This is a genomic window from Pseudomonas baetica, from assembly GCF_002813455.1.
GTDB lineage: Bacteria > Pseudomonadota > Gammaproteobacteria > Pseudomonadales > Pseudomonadaceae > Aquipseudomonas > Aquipseudomonas baetica.
On sequence record NZ_PHHE01000001.1, the window covers coordinates 4,691,116 to 4,709,155 of the forward strand.

Genomic DNA, 18,040 nt, shown 5'->3' on the forward strand with positions numbered 1-18,040 from the left:
GGTGAATATCCGTTTCTGCGGGTGTTGCTGCTGGAGAGTGTCAGATTTTTTGTGTGCGGGCCGGTAATGGCCTGCCGTCAGGCAGGCCGGGTTTTACCAGGTCGGCCTGATAAATCGATCTCCGTACAGAATCGCAAATTGGTTCATCGCACTCTTCCAGTCATGAGCCGCCGAGCCCCAGTTTGCCGTGATGTTACGCAGCCCAAGCCAGATCAGCTTGGTCGCTGCGTCATCCGTCGGGAAGTGGCCCCGGGTCTTGATGATCTTGCGTAGCTGAGCGTTGATGCTTTCGATAGCGTTGGTCGTATAGATCACTTTTCGAATGGCAGGCGGGAAGACAAAAAATGGAATCACTCGATCCCAGGCTCGTCTCCAGGCCGCCACCACCGTTGGGTATTGCTTACCCCAAGGGCCATTTTCAAAGGCATCCAGTGCTTCCTCAGCCGCTTCTGCGTTGATGGCTTGATAGATCGGTTTTAGCGCCTTGGCCAGCTCACGGCGCTTGTCCCACGCCGCGTAATCGAGGCTGTTGCGGATCAAGTGGACGATGCATGTTTGCAGCGTTGTTGCCGGAAATACTGCGCTTAGCGCCTCTGGCATGCCTTTGAGACCGTCAGTCACGGCGATCAGCACGTCCTCTACGCCGCGGGTCTTGAGGTCGTTGAAGACCTTCATCCAGAACTTCGCACCCTCGGTGTTTTCGATCCAGATACCAAGAATATCGCGCGTTCCATCGGGTAAAACACCCAGCGCCAAGTAAATCGCCTTGTTGCGGACAAGGCCTTCTTCTCGGATCTTGACCCGCAGCGCATCGAAGAAAATGACTGGGTACATCGGCTCAAGCGGTCGCTGTTGCCACGCACCAATTTCCTCCATCACCTCGTGCGTGACTGAGCTGATGAAGTCATGGGAAACGTCCGTCCCGTATTGCTCAGAGAGGAAAGCGCGGATTTCTCGAACGGTCATGCCTCGGGCATACATGGCGATGATCTTGTCATCAAAACCGGTGTAACGCCGCTCATGCTTGGGGATCAGAATGGGGGCAAAACTGCCATCCCGATCACGGGGAATCTCCAGCCGCAGCGGGCCATCCCCCGTCAAAATCGTCTTGCCCGTTTTGCCATTGCGCTGGTTGGTTTCATCCTCTGGGCGCTGCGCGCCCGGCGGATACCCCAGGTGGTGACCGAGCTCGGCACTCAATGCTCGCTCAATCAAGGCCTTCTTGAAGGCCGCAGAAGCGTCTTCAATAGCCTCTGCGGTAATCAGCCCCTCACCGAACTCTTCGAGCAGCTCCTTGGGGATTTTTGGTAGGTCACGCAGGGGTTTCTTTTTGGTTGGCATACATGCACCTCTTACTCATGTTATGCCCGAACACAAAATTTCTGACACCCCCTGCTGCTGGCGTTTTCGCTCTTACAGCGAGTCCCTTTGGCAAACGCCCCAAAGGAACCAAAGGTCTGTGCCCTGACGTTCGGCCCACTCGCTGGGGCTCGGGGTTCCTTCGCTCCGGGATTGATCCGGGTGCATCGCCTCCGGTTTGCTTCGCTGCACCTCCTCTCGATGTGTTCGACTTCGTCGAACGGTCGCTGCGCTCCCACCCCCCGGATCAATCCCTCCGCTCAGCCTGCCGACGGGCTCTAAGATCAAAAGCCGCAGCCGAGCTTGCGCTCATCCTGTTGAGTGGTGAGGAGCAGAAGCGATCTGCTCTTGCTCTTCTGTGGGAGTGAGCCTGCTCGCGAAGGCGGCCTTACAGCCACCCAGTCTCTATCTGCTTACACCCAATGTGGGAGCTGGCTTGCCAGCGATGGCGGCCTGACAGCCGACCTGTTGCTTGCAGATGTACGCAATCCAACTGTAGGAGCGAGCCTGCTCGCGATGGCGGCCTTACAGCCACCCAGTCTCTATTTGCTTACACCCAATCAAAATTGTGGGAGCTGGCTTGCCAGCGATGGCAGCCTGACAGCCGACCTGTTGCTTGCAGATGTACGCAATCCAACTGTAGGAGCGAGCCTGCTCGCGATGACGGCCTTACAGCCACCCAGTCTCTATCTGCTTACACCCAATCAAAATTGTGGGAGCTGGCTTGCCAGCGATGGCAGCCTGACAGCCGACCTGTTGCTTGCAGATGTGCGCAATCCAACTGTAGGAGCGAGCCTGCTCGCGATGACGGCCTTACAGCCACCCAGTCTCTATCTGCTTACACCCAATCAAAATTGTGGGAGCTGGCTTGCCAGCGATGGCAGCCTGACAGCCGACCTGTTGCTTGCAGATGTACGCAATCCAACTGTAGGAGCGAGCCTGCTCGCGATGACGGCCTTACAGCCACCCAGTCTCTATCTGCTTACACCCAATCAAAATTGTGGGAGCTGGCTTGCCAGCGATGACGGCCTGATATCCGACCAGTCTCTAGCTGACTACCCAGAGCCAGCTCTACCTGCGCCACTTCCTACATTTTTTTCAGAAACCTCTGATCTTGAGCCAGATTGCCTCGGATGCTGTACTCCAGCCTCTGCTTCCCCACGCATCCTGAGTCCGCCTGATGAAAAAGCCGCCAGCATTGAAAGGCAGAACCGACCCGGTGTTCGACTTGTTGATGCGTCCGCCGCACAAGCAGCGTCTGGCGGATTATCTGGCGCTGCTCAAGCCTCTCGATGATCAACATCGTTATCTGCCATTCGAAGCCTTGCGCTTCCGTTGGGCCAGCGGGCTGGATGCCAATTTGTGTTGGGCCCTGGTCAAGAAGGCGCGGGTTGCGCAGTACATCAATTTGTTGCCGCTGGGTGAGCCGGTGCAATGGGGCAAATATTTGCTGACGCCTTCTGCGCAGAAAACCATTTCCGTCGTGGATCGACAAACCACCTCTGCTGCTTTGGAGTACATGACCAGTCAGATCGGTGAGCGGGCGCATTTCAGTTATCTGCTCAATAACCTGATCGAAGACGAAGCCATCGCCAGTAGTCAGCTGGAGGGCGCAGCGACTACCACACGTGTTGCCAAAGACATGCTCAAGCATCAGCGCCAGCCGCGTACGCCAGACGAGCGCATGGTCATGGGGAATTACCGGATGATGAATTTCGCCTGGGAAAAGCGCTACGAGCCTTTGAGTCCGGAGTTGATTGCTGCCATTCATAAGGTCGGCGTAGAGGGGATTGATGACGAACAGTACGCCCCCGGTCTTTTCAGGACGAACGATGAAATGGTTGTGCAGGACGGCGAGGGCAATACCGTGCATAGACCCCCACCTGCTGCCGGGTTGGTCTCGCGTCTTCAGAAGCTTTCGGATTGGATCAATCAGCCCACAGACCTGCCTCAGCAGGCGAACCAGCTGCACCCCTTGATAAAAGCGATCACGCTGCATTTCGCCTTGGGCTATGAGCATCCGTTTCGTGATGGGAACGGGAGGGTCGCCAGGGCGTTGTTTTACTGGTTCATGTTCAAGAATGAGTTCGCAGCGTTTCGCTACATTGCGATCAGCCTGCTGCTGCGTAACGCGCCAGTGAAATATGGGCGTTCATATCTGCATACCGAGAACGATGAAATGGATCTGACGTATTTCATCGAGTTTCAGTGTTCGGTGATTCTGCGAGCAGTGGCTGGTTTTGCTGATGTCTACAGAAAAAGCGTGGAGTATTCCGAGGCCTTTGAGCAATGGTTGATACGTTCAGGTTTTTTTGATCGGCTGACGGAAAAACAGCGGGCGGTGTATCAGGTCGCCAAGAGCGGGGTGGCGAAAGAGTTTACGGCGAGCAACGTCAAGGAGCACCTTTGCTGCGCTTATTCCACGGCGGTTTCGACGCTCAACGGTCTGGTGGAGTTGCAGGTTTTCGAAAAGCGCAAATTGGGTCGTGAGTAGGTATTTTTCTTACGCGCCCCTCTAGCAAACGCAATACAAAACGGGAGCGAAATATCACGCTCCCGTTTTCTGTCAGCTTAGAGCGTTCCAAACACCTTCTTTGCCAGACTCGTCGCCGCAGCGGCAGGGTTGTTGCGGATGGTTTCTTCCTGTTTGCCGATCATTTCAAACAAGCCGTTGAGCGCTTGTTCGGTGACGTAGTTTTCGACGTTGGCGCTCTTCGCGTCTACCACGCCGAAGGTTGCGGCCTGGCCGGCGAAGGCGTTGTATTTCTGCGCCACGCCTACCTTGTCGGTGGCTTGTTTGACGATGGGCAGGAACTTGGCGCGGATCTGTTCGCGACTGGATTTATCCAGATACTGGGTGGCCGAGTCAGTGCCGCCGCTGAGGATGCCTTTGGCGTCGGCCACGCTCATTTTCTTCACGGCGTCGACGAGGATCGGCTGCGCCTGGGTCACAGCGCTTTCCGCGGCTTTGTTCATGGCGGTTTCCAGTTCTTCGACCTGGGCGCCCATGCCGAAGGCTTTCATTTTGCTGGCGGCTTTGCCGAGTTTGCCCGGCAGTTCGATTTTCACATCCGGGTTGTTGCTGAAGCCGCCCGGGGTACCTAATTGTTTGACGGCCAGTTGTGCGCCTTGGGTCAGGGCGTCCTTGAGGCCGCCGGTGGCGTCTTGTTGCGACAGGTCACTGAGCGACAGGGCCATGGCGCTGGCGGAGATCATCAGGCCCGCGCACAGGCCGGCGAAGCGAAGGGTAGGGCGGAGCATGGCAGCTTCCTTGTTTCAGAAAATGAATTAACGAGCGGCGTCGACGCGGATTTTCAGCGGCTGCGGATCGTTGCCGTCGAGTTGCACGGCGTGGTTTTCGGTGGTGATGAACATCAGTTCACCGTTGACTTCGATGCGCGCGCTGACCGAGTAGCGGTGGCCGGGTTTGACCTGGGCCGGATCGTAGCTCAAGTGGAACGGCAGCGGCACCCGGCCATTGACCGGGCCTTTCTGTTCGTCGAGTACCACGGCTGGCGCGTCGGCCAGTGACACGTCTTGCAGGCTCACGCTCAGGGTCGCGCTCGGTGGCAGGGCGATGCGTTGCAGGTAGAACACTTCGCCGTCGAGGCCCATCTTGCCGGCGGGTGTGGTCGATTGGCAGGCGCTGAGCAGCGTGGCGGCTGCGAGAATAGTCAGTTTTTTCATGGAAAATCTCCTTTCATTGTGGGAGCGGGCTTGCTCGCGAAGGCGATTTAGCATTCAACATTTCAGTTGTCTGACACTCCGTCTTCGCGAGCAGGCTCGCTCCCACCAGGTTTTCATCAGGCGTCGGGCTGTGTGGCGACCTGATCGGCGGCGTCTTCACTGCGATGCAGCGCCACCTGGCGGATCGACAAGCGAATCTCCGCCGGCAACACGCGTTTGGCCGCGCCTTCGGCGAGTTCGCCGAGCAACTCGTGATAACTCAGTTTGCCGGCCTCGTCGCGGCGCAGCACGTCGAGGTCGAGCAGGGTCTGGATGAAGTGGCGGAACAGGCTCTTGTCGAAAAACTCCGGGGCATTGAGGCCGTGCAGGATCGACAGGCGCTGGGCCATGACGGTGCACAGGTCTTCCAGCTCTTCGGCGCTGACGGCGTTCTGGCCGGCGTTGAGCAGCAGCGACACAGTCATGTAAAAGCGCTGCAAGGTCTGCGCGATGCTTTTCGACAGCAGGGTCAGCAACACGAAGTGCCGCGAACTGGGCGCCGGACGCATGTACACGTCTTTCTCGAAGCGCAGCAGACCTTGCTCGACAAACGCTTCCAGCCAGTGATCGACCACGGCATCGAGTTCGTCCAGCGACCAGCGTATGAACAGCTCCGATTGCAGGTACGGATACAGCGCGCGGGTGTAGCGCAGGATCTGTTCGCGGCTCATGCGCGAGGTGCTCTGGAAGAAACTCGCCAACAGCGCCGGCAGGGCGAAGATGTGCAGCACGTTGTTGCGGTAGTAGGTCATCAGAACGGCATTTTGCTCGTCCAGATAAAGAATCTTGCCCAGCGCATCGTTCTGCTCGGAAAGCAGGTCCATGTCCTTTACATGCTCGATCAGCGCGCGACCATCGCCGTCGGGCAACGTGGTGTGCGGCGAGTAGGGAACCTTGCGCAGCAGGGCCAGGTACAGATCCAGCACTCGTGCCATGGCCCGGTCGTCCAGCGCCAGGCGCGTGGTCGAGAGCAGCGCCAGCGCCACCAGGTTGACCGGGTTGATCGCCGCCGCTTCGTTCAGATGCTGCGCGACTTTTTCGCCGAGGCGGTTGGTGGTTTCGTTGAGCCACGCCGGTTTGTACTGCGGGCCGAGCTCCTGCTGGCGCCAGTCCGGTTGCTCGGCGTCGAGGAATTCTGCCAGTTTGATCGGCTCGCCGAAGTTGACGGCGACCTGCCCGAAGCGCTGCTTGAGCGCGCCGATGACTTTGAAGATGTCGAAGATCGATTCTTTCTTCTTGCTCGCCCCGCGCAACTCGCCGAGGTAGGTGCGACCTTCCAGTACGCGCTCATAACCGATGTACACCGGCACAAACACGATGGGCATGCGCGACGAACGCAGGAAGCTGCGCATCGTGATCGCGAGCATCCCGGTTTTCGGTTGCAGCATGCGCCCGGTGCGCGAGCGCCCGCCCTCGACGAAGTACTCGACCGGAAAACCTTTGGTGAACAGGGTGTGCAGGTATTCGTTGAACACCGAGGTGTACAGCGGATTGCCCTTGAACGTGCGGCGCATGAAAAACGCACCGCCACGGCGTAGCAAGCTGCCGATCACCGGCATGTTCAGGTTGATCCCGGCGGCGATGTGCGGCGGCGTCAGGCCGTTGCGGAACAGCAAGTACGAGAGCAGCAGGTAGTCGATGTGGCTGCGGTGGCACGGCACGTAGATCACTTCGTGACCTTGGGCGACCTTTTGCACGCCTTCGATGTGGTTGACCTTGATGCCGTCGTAGATTTTGTTCCAGAACCAGCTCAGCACCACTTCCAGAAAGCGGATCGCGGTGTAGGTGTAGTCCGAGGCGATCTCGTTGCCATAGCGCAGGGCCTGGGCCTTGGCTTTTTCCGGGGAAATGTTTTCGCGCTCGGCTTCGTCGAGGATCGCTTGCTTGACCAGTGGCTGGTTGAGCAGGCCTTTGACCAGGTTGCGCCGGTGGGAGATGTCCGGGCCGATCACCGCTGCTTTCAGATTACGGAAGTGTACGCGCAGGATTCGCTGGGCCATGCGCACGGTGCGTTCGTGGCCCTTGTTGTGCTCGATCAGCTCGCGCAGATGGATCGGCGCCGAGAACTGCACGCGGGTTTTACGCCCGAGAACAATGATGCTCAGCAGGCGACGCAGGCGCCCGGTGACCGCCCAACTGTCGGCAAACAGCAGCTTCCACGGGCTGTTTTCGCTGTCCGGCGACTGACCCCAGAACACACTGACCGGAATGATCTGCGCGTCTTCGGCGGCGTTCTGGGTGAGGGCGCTGACCAGTCGGGTCAGGGTCGGTGGCGCACCGCGTTTGTCCTGACGGCCGAGCCAGTCCGGGTCCGGCGTCAGATAGAAGAACGCGGCAGGCTCAATCAGCGAACCCACCGACACCGGCAGCACCGGGCGCGGCAGGCCGGCCTTGGTGCACTCGGTGTCGACCACGGCCAGATCGGTCAGCGATGGGTTTTGCAGGACGTAGAACACCGGACGACTGCGGTCGAGGTTGAGGGTGAACGACGACTGGTTGATCGTCTCCGAGCGAACCCAGAGGTACAACAGTCGGCGCAAGGTGCCAAACACAAGACGGCGAAACGGGGAGCGGGTCATACGGCTTCTGCGTGAGTGGATAAAACCGAGCAGATGCTCGGGCGGTCGATAGTGTGCCGTATTAGTCGAAAATCGGCAAAAAAGCGGCGAAGTAAACTCCTGTTGAGAGTTTTCGTGCCTGTCATATACTCGGCGGTCTGTCGCCGGGGCCCTTTTATGGACGTCGGACGCAGGCTGACGTTCCTCAAAGGCTTTCCTGCGAAAAGCCTGTTCAATAATAAAAAAGGAGTATGAACAGATGGCAACACGTGAAACCGGCAACGTGAAGTGGTTCAACGACGCCAAGGGCTACGGCTTCATTCAGCGCGAAGACGGGGTGGACGTGTTCGTGCACTACCGCGCGATTCGCGGCGAAGGGCATCGGTCGCTGACTGAGGGCCAGCAGGTCGAGTATGCGGTGGTGACGGGTGACAAGGGCTTGCAGGCTGAGGATGTTGTAGGCCTGTAAGTCCCTGAAAACCACTGTGGGAGCGAGCCTGCTCGCGAATGCATAGTGTCAGTCGATATGAATGGTGACTGATACACCGCATTCGCGAGCAGGCTCGCTCCCACATTTGTATCGGCGTTGCCTGTTGTTAAGCGGTTTTCCAGGTGATTTCTTCTTCACCGTCTTCGCTGATGCGCATCCAGCGATCCGCTGTCTCCTCACCTTCTTCTTCAACCCACGTGCCCGGTGCACAACGCACTTCAACGTTCAGCGCAGCAAACGCTGCACGGGCGCAGGCGATGTCGTCGTCCCATGGGGTCGCATCGCTTTCCAGGTACAGGCTGTTCCACTTGCCCACGGCTTTGGGCAGCCAGGTCACCGGAATGTTGCCGGCCTTGCACTTGTAGGTCTGGCCCTTCTGCACCCAGTCACTGCACGGGCCCAGCGCTTCGCCCAGCCAGGCCGAAATGGCCTTGTGGTCGACGTCGGCGTCTTTCAGGTAAATCTCGATATCCGGTTGGCGCATGGATGTCCTCACTGCGGGTCTGAAAAATCCATTCGCGGATTTAGCCGGCCCCGGGCATTTGCCCGAGACCAAAAGTTATTGAAGAACGAAATAATCGTAGCGCATCGACACGGTGGTCTCGAACGGCTCGGCCTGTTCGATCACCGCAGCGCGACGCTCGGCACTGGCGCGCCAGCCGTGGGGTGTCATCGCCAACAGGTTGGCTCGATCCTCGGGCTTGTCCAGCGTCAGTTTGAATTCCAGGGTTTCACTGTGCGCCAGCGCCATGCCTTCCGGCACCAGGGCCAGATGCTTGTCGTCGGTGTATTCGCGCACTTCGTCGTACAGACGTTCGCGCAGTTCCATCAAATGGCCGCTGGTCGGGCCGACTTTCATCAGGCCGCCGCCAACACTGAGCAGGCGTTTGGCTTCTTCCCAGTCCAGGGGACTGAAAACGCTGGCGAGAAACTGGCAACTGCCCGACGCCAATGGCACGCGGGCCATGCTGGCGATCAACCAGGTCAGTTGTGGATTGCGCTTGCACGCACGTTTGACCGCTTCGCGGGAGATGTCCAGCGCGTAGCCATCGGCATCCGGCAGGGCTTCGGCGATTTGCGCGGTGTAATAACCCTCGCCACAACCGATGTCGACCCAGCGTGCCGGCGCGTAACTCGCTGCCAGCTCGGCCAGACGCTTGGCCACCGGCGCGTAGTGCCCGGCGTTGAGGAAATCACGGCGGGCTTCAACCATCGCCTGATTGTCGCCAGGATCACGGCTGTTCTTGTGCTGCACCGGCAACAGGTTGAGGTAACCCTGCCGTGCGCGGTCGAAACGATGCCCGGCGGGGCAGACCACGCCGTTGTCCACCGCATTTAGCGGCTCACTGCAGATCGGGCACGCGAGCATCAGGCGAGCAACTTGATCAGGGTCTGGTAGTAGATCTCGGTCAGCACGTCGAGATCGGCGGCCAGTACACGCTCGTTGACCTGGTGAATGGTCGCGTTGACCGGGCCCAGTTCAACCACTTGTGTGCCCATGGTCGCAATGAAACGGCCATCGGACGTGCCGCCGCTGGTCGATGCCTTGGTTTCGCGGCCGGTGATGTCCTTGATGCTCGACGACACCGCGTCGAGCAGCGCGCCCGGCTCGGTGAGGAATGGCAGGCCGGACAGCGCCCAGTCGATGTGCCAGTCCAGACCATGCTTGTCGAGGATGCCTGCAACGCGCTTCTGCAGGCCTTCGACCGTGGATTCGGTGGAGAAACGGAAGTTGAACACCGCCACCAGGTCACCCGGAATCACGTTGGTCGCGCCGGTACCGGAGTTGACGTTGGAAATCTGGAAACTGGTTGGCGGGAAGAAATCGTTGCCGTGATCCCAGTGCTCGGCGGCCAGTTCGGCCAGCGCCGGAGCCGCGAGGTGGATCGGGTTCTTCGCCAGATGCGGATAGGCCACGTGACCCTGCACACCGCGCACAGTGAGCTTGGCGCCAAGCGAGCCGCGACGGCCGTTTTTCACCACGTCGCCCACCAGCGTAGTGCTCGACGGTTCGCCGACGATGCACCAGTCCAGACGCTCGTTACGCGCGACCAGACGTTCGACCACGGCTTTGGTGCCGTGGTGCGCCGGGCCTTCTTCGTCGCTGGTGATCAGAAACGCGACCTTGCCTTTATGGTTCGGGTAGTCGGTGACAAAGCGCTCGGCGGCGACAGTCATTGATGCCAGGCTGCCTTTCATGTCTGCCGCGCCACGGCCGCAGAGCATGCCGTGTTCATCGATGATGGCGTTGAACGGGTCGATCTGCCAGGCGGTCACCGGGCCGGTCGGCACCACGTCGGTGTGACCGGCGAAGCACAGCACCGGGCCGTCGTTGTTGCCGTGAATGGCCCAGAAGTTATCCACATCCTCGATGCGCATTGGCTCCAGCGTGAAACCGGCATCGCCCAGGCGCTGCATCATCTGCTTCTGGCAGTCGGCGTCGACCGGCGTCACGGACGGACGGCGGATCAGGTCGATGGCGAGTTGGAGGGTCGGCGAAAGGTCGGCGTGGGCCGTCATGGAAAACTCCGAAGATCATGAATGTGGGCGCGGACTAACTGTGGGAGCGGGCTTGCTCGCGAAAGCGATTGATCAGTCAACATAGATGTTGAATGTTACAAAGCCTTCGCGAGCAAGCCCGCTCCCACAAGGGATACGGTTATCACGCCATGCCCCGCAAAATGGCGGTTATCTTAAAGCAAAACGGCGACCATTGGCCGCCGTTTAGTGCTTCGGTGAGGATTTAGACGGCCGGTGCCGGCTCTGGCGACGCTGCCGGTTTTGGCAGCGACGACAGGAACGCCATGATCAGCGCTGCCAGATACGGTAGCGATTGCACCAGCAGCATGGCCACCCAGAAACGCATATCGTTGCTTGGAATGCCTTGCACCAGATAGATCCCCAGCGCCGCGCCCCACAACAGCAGCATGATGAACAGTTCTTCCCGTGCTTCGGAAATCGCCACCCAGAAGCCGTGGTTGTCGGCGTTTTTCGGTGTGCGGAAGAACGGAATGCTGCTGGTGAAGAAACCGTACAGCACCGCTTTGGCGATGGTGTGCGACAACGCCAGCCCGGCCAGTGCCGCGCAGAATGCATCTTTCAGGTTCACCCCCACCGCGCGGCGATACAGGAAGATGATCTTGCCGACCTTGAACACGAACAGCGCCAGCGGCGGGATCGCGAAGATCAACAGCGGCGGATCGACCCGTTGCGGCACGATGATCATCGCCCCCGACCACAACAACGCACCAACGGTGAAGAAGATGTTCATGCCGTCCGCGACCCACGGCAGCCAGCCCGCGAGGAAGTGGTAACGCTGGCCGCGGGTCAGCTCGGTGTCCTTGCCACGCAGCAGGCTGCCGGTGTGACGCTTGATGATCTGAATCGCGCCGTAGGCCCAGCGGAAGCGCTGCTTCTTGAAGTCGATAAACGTATCCGGCATCAGGCCTTTGCCGTAACTGTCGTGGTAATACGCCGCCGACAGGCCTTTTTCAAATACGCGCAAGCCGAGTTCGGCGTCTTCACAGATACACCAGTCAGCCCAGCCCAACTCTTCCAGAACCGAACGGCGAGTCATGGTCATGGTGCCATGCTGGATAATTGCGTCGCGGTCGTTACGGGTGACCATACCGATATGAAAGAAGCCCTTGTATTCGGCGTAGCAGAGCTTCTTGAAGGTGCTTTCGTTCTGGTCGCGATAATCCTGCGGCGACTGCACCACGGCGATTTTCGGATCGGCGAAGTGCGGCACCATGTGCTTGAGCCAGTTCGGGTGTACGCAGTAATCGGAGTCGATTACCGCGATCACTTCGGCGTCCTTGGCGGTGTGCGGAATCAGGTAGTTCAACGCGCCGCCCTTGAAGCCTGCCAGTGGCGCAACGTGGAAGAACTTGAAGCGCGGGCCGAGGGTTTCGCAGTAGTCGCGCACCGGTTCCCAAACGGCTGGGTCCTTGGTGTTGTTGTCGATGATCAGGACTTCGTAGTCCGGATAATCGAGCGCCGCCAGTGCGTCGAGGGTCTGTTTGACCATCTCCGGCGGCTCGTTGTAGCAAGGCACATGGATCGACACTTTTGGCCGGTAGCTGGAATCGCCCTCAACCGGCAGGAATTCTCGTCGACGCTTGTGAATCCACACCGCTTCGGCCAGTTCATGCGCTTCGGTGAGCAACACGATAAACACCCCGAGCGCACCGAGCGCCAACAGGAAGCCCACCGTCAGGCTGAACCACGTGCTGTATTGCAGGCTGTAGTCATAACCGATCCAGACCAGCACCGACCCGCAAAGGAATGCTATGAAGGTCAGGAAGATCCGCCCGCGCTGGCGCAGGGCCGAGCCGTCGATCATCAACAAGGTCAGCGACAACAGCGCCAATACCACCGAACCGACCGCCAGCACACGCCATTGCGGGATCGCGACGACCGGGCCTTCGAAGTTGAATTTCTGCTGGCGCGCGGCGTTGAACACGCCCCAGTAGGCGCCCACCGAACCTTCGTCACTGGCTTTCCACGGCTGGTCGAACGCTTCGATCACGAAGTAGTTGAAGCCCTGGCGATTGAGTTTGTTGACCAACGTCCGCAGGTAGATCGCCTGATCCGCCGGCGATGCATCGGCGCCGCCGCGCATACGGCCGTTGCTCGGCCAGCCCACTTCGGAGAGCAGCAGCGGTTTTTTCGGGAACAGCTTTTTCAGGTCGCGGGCGCGGTCGAAAACGAACTGGCCGGCCTTGTCGACGGGAATGAATTCCCAGTAAGGCAGAACGTGCGCGGCGATCAGGTCGACGTGCTTGGCGAGCTCCGGGTGTTCTTCCCAGACGTGCCATTGTTCGGAGGTGGTCACCGGGACTTTCACTGCCGCGCGTACACGATCAAGCAACACGCTGAGTTGCTCGGCAGTGATTTCCTTGCGGAAGATCGCTTCGTTACCGACGACCACACGAACTACGCTGCGCGATGTGTTGGCCAGTTCGATGGCGCGCTGGATTTCCCGTTCGTTGCGTTCCTGATCGGGGCTGATCCAGATCCCGAGGGTCACGCGCAAACCGAACTCTTCAGCCAGTTTCGGGATGTCTTGCAGGGAACCGTCGACCGAGTAGATGCGGATGTTGTCCGTCAGCTTGCTCATGATCTCGAGGTCGCGGCGCATTTCTTCGTCGGAAGGGTACTGATCCTTCTGCGGGAATTGCCCTTGCTGGAATGGCGAATAGGAGAAACCGGAAATCTGCTCCGGCCAGTTGGGCGCGGAGACCGGGCGATTGATCAGTGCCCAGAAGCCGGTGAACAGGGCGGCGATTGCCAGAACCACCACCAGGTTGAGACCAAATTTACGCGATGACATAGCTGTTTCAGGTTCCAAAGGCTGTGGAACGGAGGATCGGTAGGCTATACGCCAATGGGGCGCGCATCCTACACCGGTAGTTCGCAAGTCGTACAACAGACAGGAAATTGCCTGACATTGGGCAATCCGCTTTGACTTAAGTTCTTACACTTGTAGATCGAAGGTTAAAACTTGTCGCTGCGTAGCCCTATAATGCGCGCCGGTTTTTGGGGTAATGGTCATGAGTACAGAAGATCCGCGGTTTGCAGGCATCGCCCGTTTGTATGGCATCGAAGGCATGGAGCGCTTGCGCGCGGCCCATGTGGCGATCGTCGGCGTCGGTGGCGTCGGTTCCTGGGCGGCGGAAGCCATGGCCCGTTGTGGTGTCGGCGAGATTTCGCTGTTCGACCTCGATGACGTCTGCGTGAGCAACGCCAACCGCCAGTTGCACGCGCTGGACAGCACCGTCGGCAAACCCAAGGTCGAAGTGATGGCCGAGCGTCTGCGCGGGATCAACCCGGATTGCACCGTGCATGCGGTGGCGGACTTCGTCACGCGCGACACCATGGCCGAATACATCACGCCGGACATCGACTGCGTGATCGACTGCATTGACGCCGTCAACGCCAAAGCGGCGCTGATCGCCTGGTGCAAGCGCCGCAAGATTCAGATCATCACCACGGGCGGCGCCGGTGGGCAGATTGATCCGACGCTGATTCAGGTCTGCGATCTGAACCGTACTTTCAACGATCCGTTGGCTTCGAAAGTGCGCTCGACTTTGCGTCGTGACTACGGCTTCTCGCGTACCGTGACCCGCCATTACAGCGTGCCGTGTGTGTTTTCCACGGAACAACTGCGTTATCCGAAGCCAGATGGCAGCATCTGCTTGCAGAAGAGTTTTGTCGGTGATGGCGTGAAACTGGACTGCGCGGGCGGGTTTGGTGCGGTGATGATGGTGACGGCGACGTTCGGCATGGTCGCGGCGACCAAGGCTGTGGACAAGATTGTGGCGGGTGTTCGGCGCCCGTCAGACCGGGTCAAACCTCAGGTCTGATGGTGGGGCTGCTGGCCCCTTCGCGAGCAAGCTCGCTCCCACATTGGAATGCGTTCACATGTGGGAGCGGGCTTGCTCGCGAAGGCGATTAACTTGCCAACTCATTCATCCGCTTAAGCACGGCATTGAGGCCATTGCTTCGCGAGGGCGATAGCTGTCGCGAAAGCCCTAGCTGATTGAACCAGTCCGGCAGATCCACTTGCTGCAGTTCAGCAGCGCTCAGACCATTGACTCGCAACAGTAACAACGCTACCAACCCACGAATCATCCGTGCATCGCTGCTGGCACTGAATTGCCAGTGGCCGTCCTGCAACTCACCCACCAACCACACTTGGCTTTCACAGCCATGTACCCGGTTGGCGTCGCACTTGTCTGCGTCATTCAACGGCGGCAGACGATCACCAAACTGCATCAACAACCGCGCCCGCTGTTCCCAACCGGCGGCATTCTGAAACGTTTGCAGCGCCTCGGCAGCCTCGACCGGCAAGCTCATCGCAACAACTCCAGCGCCTGATCCAGCGCTTCGAAAAAGCGCTCCAGATCCTCGGAGTCGTTGTACAACGCCAGCGACACGCGGATCGCCCCGGCCAGTTCGAAGCTTTTCAGCAGCGGCATGGCGCAGTGGTGCCCGGCGCGCACGGCAATGCCTTGCTCGGTCAGCAGATGCGCGAGATCGGCGTTGTGCACGCCCTCGACGACAAAACTTGCCAGCGCCAGTTGCGGCGTGCCCAGCAGGCGAATGCCATTGCGTGCTTCGAGGCCTTTGAGCAGGTAGTCATGCAGCGCCGCTTCGTGGGCAGAGACCGCGTCCTGATCCAGGCCGGCCAGGTAATCGAGGGTCGCACCAAGGCCGATCACGCTGGCAATCGGCGGTGTACCTGCCTCCAAACCCAAGGGAGCGGGGCGGAAGCGTGCGTCGTGATAATTGGCTTCCAGCACCATCTCGCCACCGAACTGCCACGGTTTCAGTTGTTCCAGCGCTTTATTGCGCCCGAACAACACGCCGAGGCCGTCGGGGCCGTACAGCTTGTGGCTGGAAAACACATAAAAGTCGCAACCCAGCGCCTGCACGTCATGTCGACCGTGCACCACGCCTTGGGCGCCGTCGACCACGGTCAGCGCGTTCTGCGCCTTGGCCATGCCCAGCAGCGCCGGTAGCGGTTGCCAGGCCCCCAGCACATTGGACAACTGGCTGACCGCCAGCAAGCGAGTGCGCGGGCCGATCAAGTGCACAGCGGCGGCGAGGTCGATCAGGCCGTCGTCATCCAGTGGCAGGATCACCAGTTTCAGAGCGCGACGTTGCGTCAGTTGCTGCCACGGCAGCAGGTTGGCGTGATGCTCCAGGGCGCTGATGACAATTTCATCGCCCGGCTGGAAAAGATGTTCCAGGCCATAGGCCAGGAGGTTCAGCGCACTGGTGGCGCCGTGGGTGAAGATGATCTGCCCGCTGTCACCGGCATTCAGCCACTGGGCAACCTTGAGGCGGCTGTCTTCGAACGCCTGCGTGGCATGTGCGCCGGGAAGATGCTGCGCACGATGCACGTTGGCCGCGCCATTGGCGTAGTAATGCGTCAGCGCGTCGAGCAGGGCCTGGGGCTTTTGCGTGGTGGCAGCGTTGTCCAGATAGGTCTGGTCTTGCCGTTGCAAAGCGGCGATGGCCGGGAAATCGGCGCGCCAGGGGGAGGGAATCATCATCTGTTCAGCCCTGTGAACTTGGGCGGATATACACCGAACCTTGTGGGAGCGGGCTTGCTCGCGAAAGCGTCGTGTCAGTCGACATCAAGGGTGACTGACAAACCGTCTTCGCGAGCAAGCCCGCTCCCACAGGAGGTCATAGCGGCACTTAGTTGTGAGCGTGCAGCGCTTCGTTCAGTTCGATCGCCGACTTGTGGGTTTTGCACTCCACGGCACCGGTTTCCGAATTGCGACGGAACAGCAGGTCGGTCTGACCGGCCAGCTCACGTGCCTTCACGACTTTGACCAGATTGTTGTGCTCGTCCAGCAGCGCGACTTTGGTGCCGGCGGTCACGTACAGGCCCGACTCGACGGTGTTGCGGTCGCCCAACGGGATACCGATACCGGCGTTGGCGCCGATCAGGCAGCCTTCGCCGACCTTGATCACGATGTTGCCGCCGCCCGACAGGGTGCCCATGGTCGAGCAGCCGCCGCCCAGGTCCGAGCCCTTGCCGACGAACACGCCAGCCGACACGCGACCTTCGATCATGCCCGGGCCTTCGGTGCCGGCGTTGAAGTTGATGAAACCTTCGTGCATCACGGTGGTGCCTTCGCCTACGTAGGCGCCCAGACGCAGACGTGCAGCGTCAGCGATACGCACGCCGGCCGGCACCACGTAGTCGGTCATTTTCGGGAACTTGTCCACCGAGAACACTTCCAGCAGTTCGCCGCGCAGACGGGCTTCGAGTTGCAGCTCGGCCAGTTCGCTCAGGTCGATTGCGCCCTGGCTGGTCCACGCCACGTTCGGCAGCAGCGGGAAGATCCCGGCCAGGCTTACGCCGTGCGGCTTGACCAGACGGTGGGACAGCAGGTGCAGCTTCAGATAAGCCTCAGGCGTCGAGGTCAGTTGCGCATCTTCGGCCAGCAGGGTAGCGACCAGCGGCTTGTGGCTCTCGGCCAGACGGGTCAGCAGTTTGCCTTGAACGGCGTCGATGCCTTTGACCGCTTCAGCCAGTTGCGCAGCCTGTGCGGTGGTGAAGGTGATGGCCTGGTTGCCTTCGGTGTAACCGAGGATCGGTGCAACGGCAGCGACCAGTTCGGCCGAAGGGTTGAGCAGTGGCTGTGCGTAGAACACTTCCAGCCAGGCGCCTTGACGATTCTGAGTGCCGACACCAAAGGCGATGCTGAACAGGGAATTGGACATGTGAATACCTCTGCAAAAAGTGACGGGCTGCTTATTTGAGCGCGGCCGCGTAGATGTCTGGCTTGAAGCCAATCAGGGTTCGGTCACCGAGATCGAGCACCGGGCGCTTGATCATCGAGGGTTGAGCGAGCATCAGTTCGATGGCTTTCACTTGGTCGAGATCGGCTTTACGTTCGTCATCGAGTTTGCGAAAGGTCGTGCCTGCACGGTTCAACACCGTTTGCCAGCCGTGCTCGTTACACCATTGGGTCAGGTGCTCACGGTCGATACCGGCAGTCTTGTAATCATGAAAGTCGTAGCTGACAGCGTGTTCATCGAGCCAGGTGCGCGCCTTTTTCATGGTGTCGCAGGCTTTGATGCCGAAAAGGCGCAACGTTTTACTTGAAACGGTCAAGGAATCGCCCCCTTTACAGGTGCTGGGAAAAAATGGTCTTGGATTATGCCATGAGCCTTCGGTTAAAGCGCAAAACCTGTGGGAGCGAGCTTGCTCGCGAGGGGGCCGTCGCAGTCAACATCATTGTTGAATGACCTAGGGCATTCGTGAGCAAGCCCGTTTCCACAAGGGAAATGCAATTCCCGTGGCTTTGTACAAATGATGGCAAGTGGCTACAAAGTTGTCTTGTTGCGATGTGGGTGAAGGCGTAGCATGCGCGCCCTCGAT

Annotated in this window: 14 protein-coding genes and 1 pseudogene; 3 read left to right on the top strand and 12 right to left on the bottom strand. The window is 59.5% G+C overall.

What is annotated here, in order from left to right; genetic code table 11:
* Positions 1 to 93 precede the first annotated feature (93 nt).
* Positions 94 to 1,341 carry an IS256 family transposase gene (locus tag ATI02_RS21740; protein ID WP_095191982.1) on the bottom strand — a complete coding sequence of 416 codons (1,248 nt, stop codon included), beginning with the start codon at positions 1,339 to 1,341 and terminating at the stop codon, positions 94 to 96.
* A 1,198-nt stretch (positions 1,342 to 2,539) separates the two neighbouring features.
* Here ATI02_RS21740 and ATI02_RS21745 point away from each other — a divergent pair.
* A pseudogene (locus tag ATI02_RS21745) lies at positions 2,540 to 3,850 on the top strand (Fic family protein); the annotation flags it as partial.
* Between the two features lie 80 nt (positions 3,851 to 3,930).
* Here ATI02_RS21745 and ATI02_RS21750 read toward each other — a convergent pair.
* The 3 genes from ATI02_RS21750 to plsB form a co-directional block, all read right to left on the bottom strand.
* Complete coding sequence (locus ATI02_RS21750) at positions 3,931 to 4,620, bottom strand: DUF4197 domain-containing protein (protein WP_100847316.1); 690 nt, start codon at positions 4,618 to 4,620, stop codon at positions 3,931 to 3,933.
* A gap of 27 nt (positions 4,621 to 4,647) precedes the next feature.
* Positions 4,648 to 5,046 (bottom strand): YbaY family lipoprotein, encoded by a 399-nt coding sequence (locus tag ATI02_RS21755; RefSeq protein WP_100847317.1) that lies wholly within the window; start codon positions 5,044 to 5,046, stop codon positions 4,648 to 4,650.
* Positions 5,047 to 5,162: 116 nt separating this feature from the next.
* Positions 5,163 to 7,664, bottom strand: coding sequence for a glycerol-3-phosphate 1-O-acyltransferase PlsB (gene plsB / locus ATI02_RS21760; RefSeq protein ID WP_100847318.1), 2,502 nt, complete (start codon positions 7,662 to 7,664; stop codon positions 5,163 to 5,165).
* A gap of 238 nt (positions 7,665 to 7,902) precedes the next feature.
* Between plsB and ATI02_RS21765 the strand changes: the two genes are divergently transcribed.
* Positions 7,903 to 8,112 (top strand): cold-shock protein, encoded by a 210-nt coding sequence (locus tag ATI02_RS21765; RefSeq protein WP_095189383.1) that lies wholly within the window; start codon positions 7,903 to 7,905, stop codon positions 8,110 to 8,112.
* A gap of 127 nt (positions 8,113 to 8,239) precedes the next feature.
* Here ATI02_RS21765 and ATI02_RS21770 read toward each other — a convergent pair whose 3' ends face one another.
* The 4 genes from ATI02_RS21770 to ATI02_RS21785 form a co-directional block, all read right to left on the bottom strand.
* Complete coding sequence (locus ATI02_RS21770; RefSeq protein WP_095189382.1) at positions 8,240 to 8,617, bottom strand: hypothetical protein; 378 nt, start codon at positions 8,615 to 8,617, stop codon at positions 8,240 to 8,242.
* A 75-nt stretch (positions 8,618 to 8,692) separates the two neighbouring features.
* Positions 8,693 to 9,502 carry a putative RNA methyltransferase gene (locus ATI02_RS21775; protein WP_100847319.1) on the bottom strand — a complete coding sequence of 270 codons (810 nt, stop codon included), beginning with the start codon at positions 9,500 to 9,502 and terminating at the stop codon, positions 8,693 to 8,695.
* Positions 9,502 to 10,653, bottom strand: coding sequence for a succinyl-diaminopimelate desuccinylase (gene dapE / locus ATI02_RS21780; protein WP_100847320.1), 1,152 nt, complete (start codon positions 10,651 to 10,653; stop codon positions 9,502 to 9,504). Before dapE ends, ATI02_RS21775 begins: the two co-directional genes overlap by 1 nt.
* 223 nt (positions 10,654 to 10,876) lie before the next feature.
* Positions 10,877 to 13,468 carry a glycosyltransferase gene (locus tag ATI02_RS21785; RefSeq protein WP_100847321.1) on the bottom strand — a complete coding sequence of 864 codons (2,592 nt, stop codon included), beginning with the start codon at positions 13,466 to 13,468 and terminating at the stop codon, positions 10,877 to 10,879.
* Between the two features lie 214 nt (positions 13,469 to 13,682).
* Here ATI02_RS21785 and tcdA point away from each other — a divergent pair, with 214 nt between their 5' ends.
* Positions 13,683 to 14,501 carry a tRNA cyclic N6-threonylcarbamoyladenosine(37) synthase TcdA gene (gene tcdA / locus ATI02_RS21790; RefSeq protein WP_100847322.1) on the top strand — a complete coding sequence of 273 codons (819 nt, stop codon included), beginning with the start codon at positions 13,683 to 13,685 and terminating at the stop codon, positions 14,499 to 14,501.
* A gap of 88 nt (positions 14,502 to 14,589) precedes the next feature.
* On the opposite strand, the gene ATI02_RS21795 is transcribed toward tcdA, so the two are convergent.
* From ATI02_RS21795 to ATI02_RS21815, 4 genes are all read right to left on the bottom strand, one after another.
* A complete protein-coding gene (locus tag ATI02_RS21795) occupies positions 14,590 to 14,994 on the bottom strand; it encodes a SufE family protein (RefSeq protein WP_100847323.1) in 405 nt (134 codons plus the stop codon).
* Positions 14,991 to 16,196: an aminotransferase class V-fold PLP-dependent enzyme gene (locus ATI02_RS21800; protein WP_100847324.1), complete on the bottom strand. Its 1,206-nt coding sequence runs from the start codon at positions 16,194 to 16,196 to the stop codon at positions 14,991 to 14,993. Before ATI02_RS21800 ends, ATI02_RS21795 begins: the two co-directional genes overlap by 4 nt.
* Before the next feature lie 148 nt (positions 16,197 to 16,344).
* A complete protein-coding gene (gene dapD / locus ATI02_RS21810; RefSeq protein WP_007954762.1) occupies positions 16,345 to 17,379 on the bottom strand; it encodes a 2,3,4,5-tetrahydropyridine-2,6-dicarboxylate N-succinyltransferase in 1,035 nt (344 codons plus the stop codon).
* 31 nt (positions 17,380 to 17,410) lie between these two features.
* Entirely contained in the window at positions 17,411 to 17,773 is a 363-nt protein-coding gene (locus ATI02_RS21815) for an ArsC family reductase (RefSeq protein WP_095189374.1), read from the bottom strand.
* Between the last annotated feature and the right edge of the window lie 267 nt (positions 17,774 to 18,040).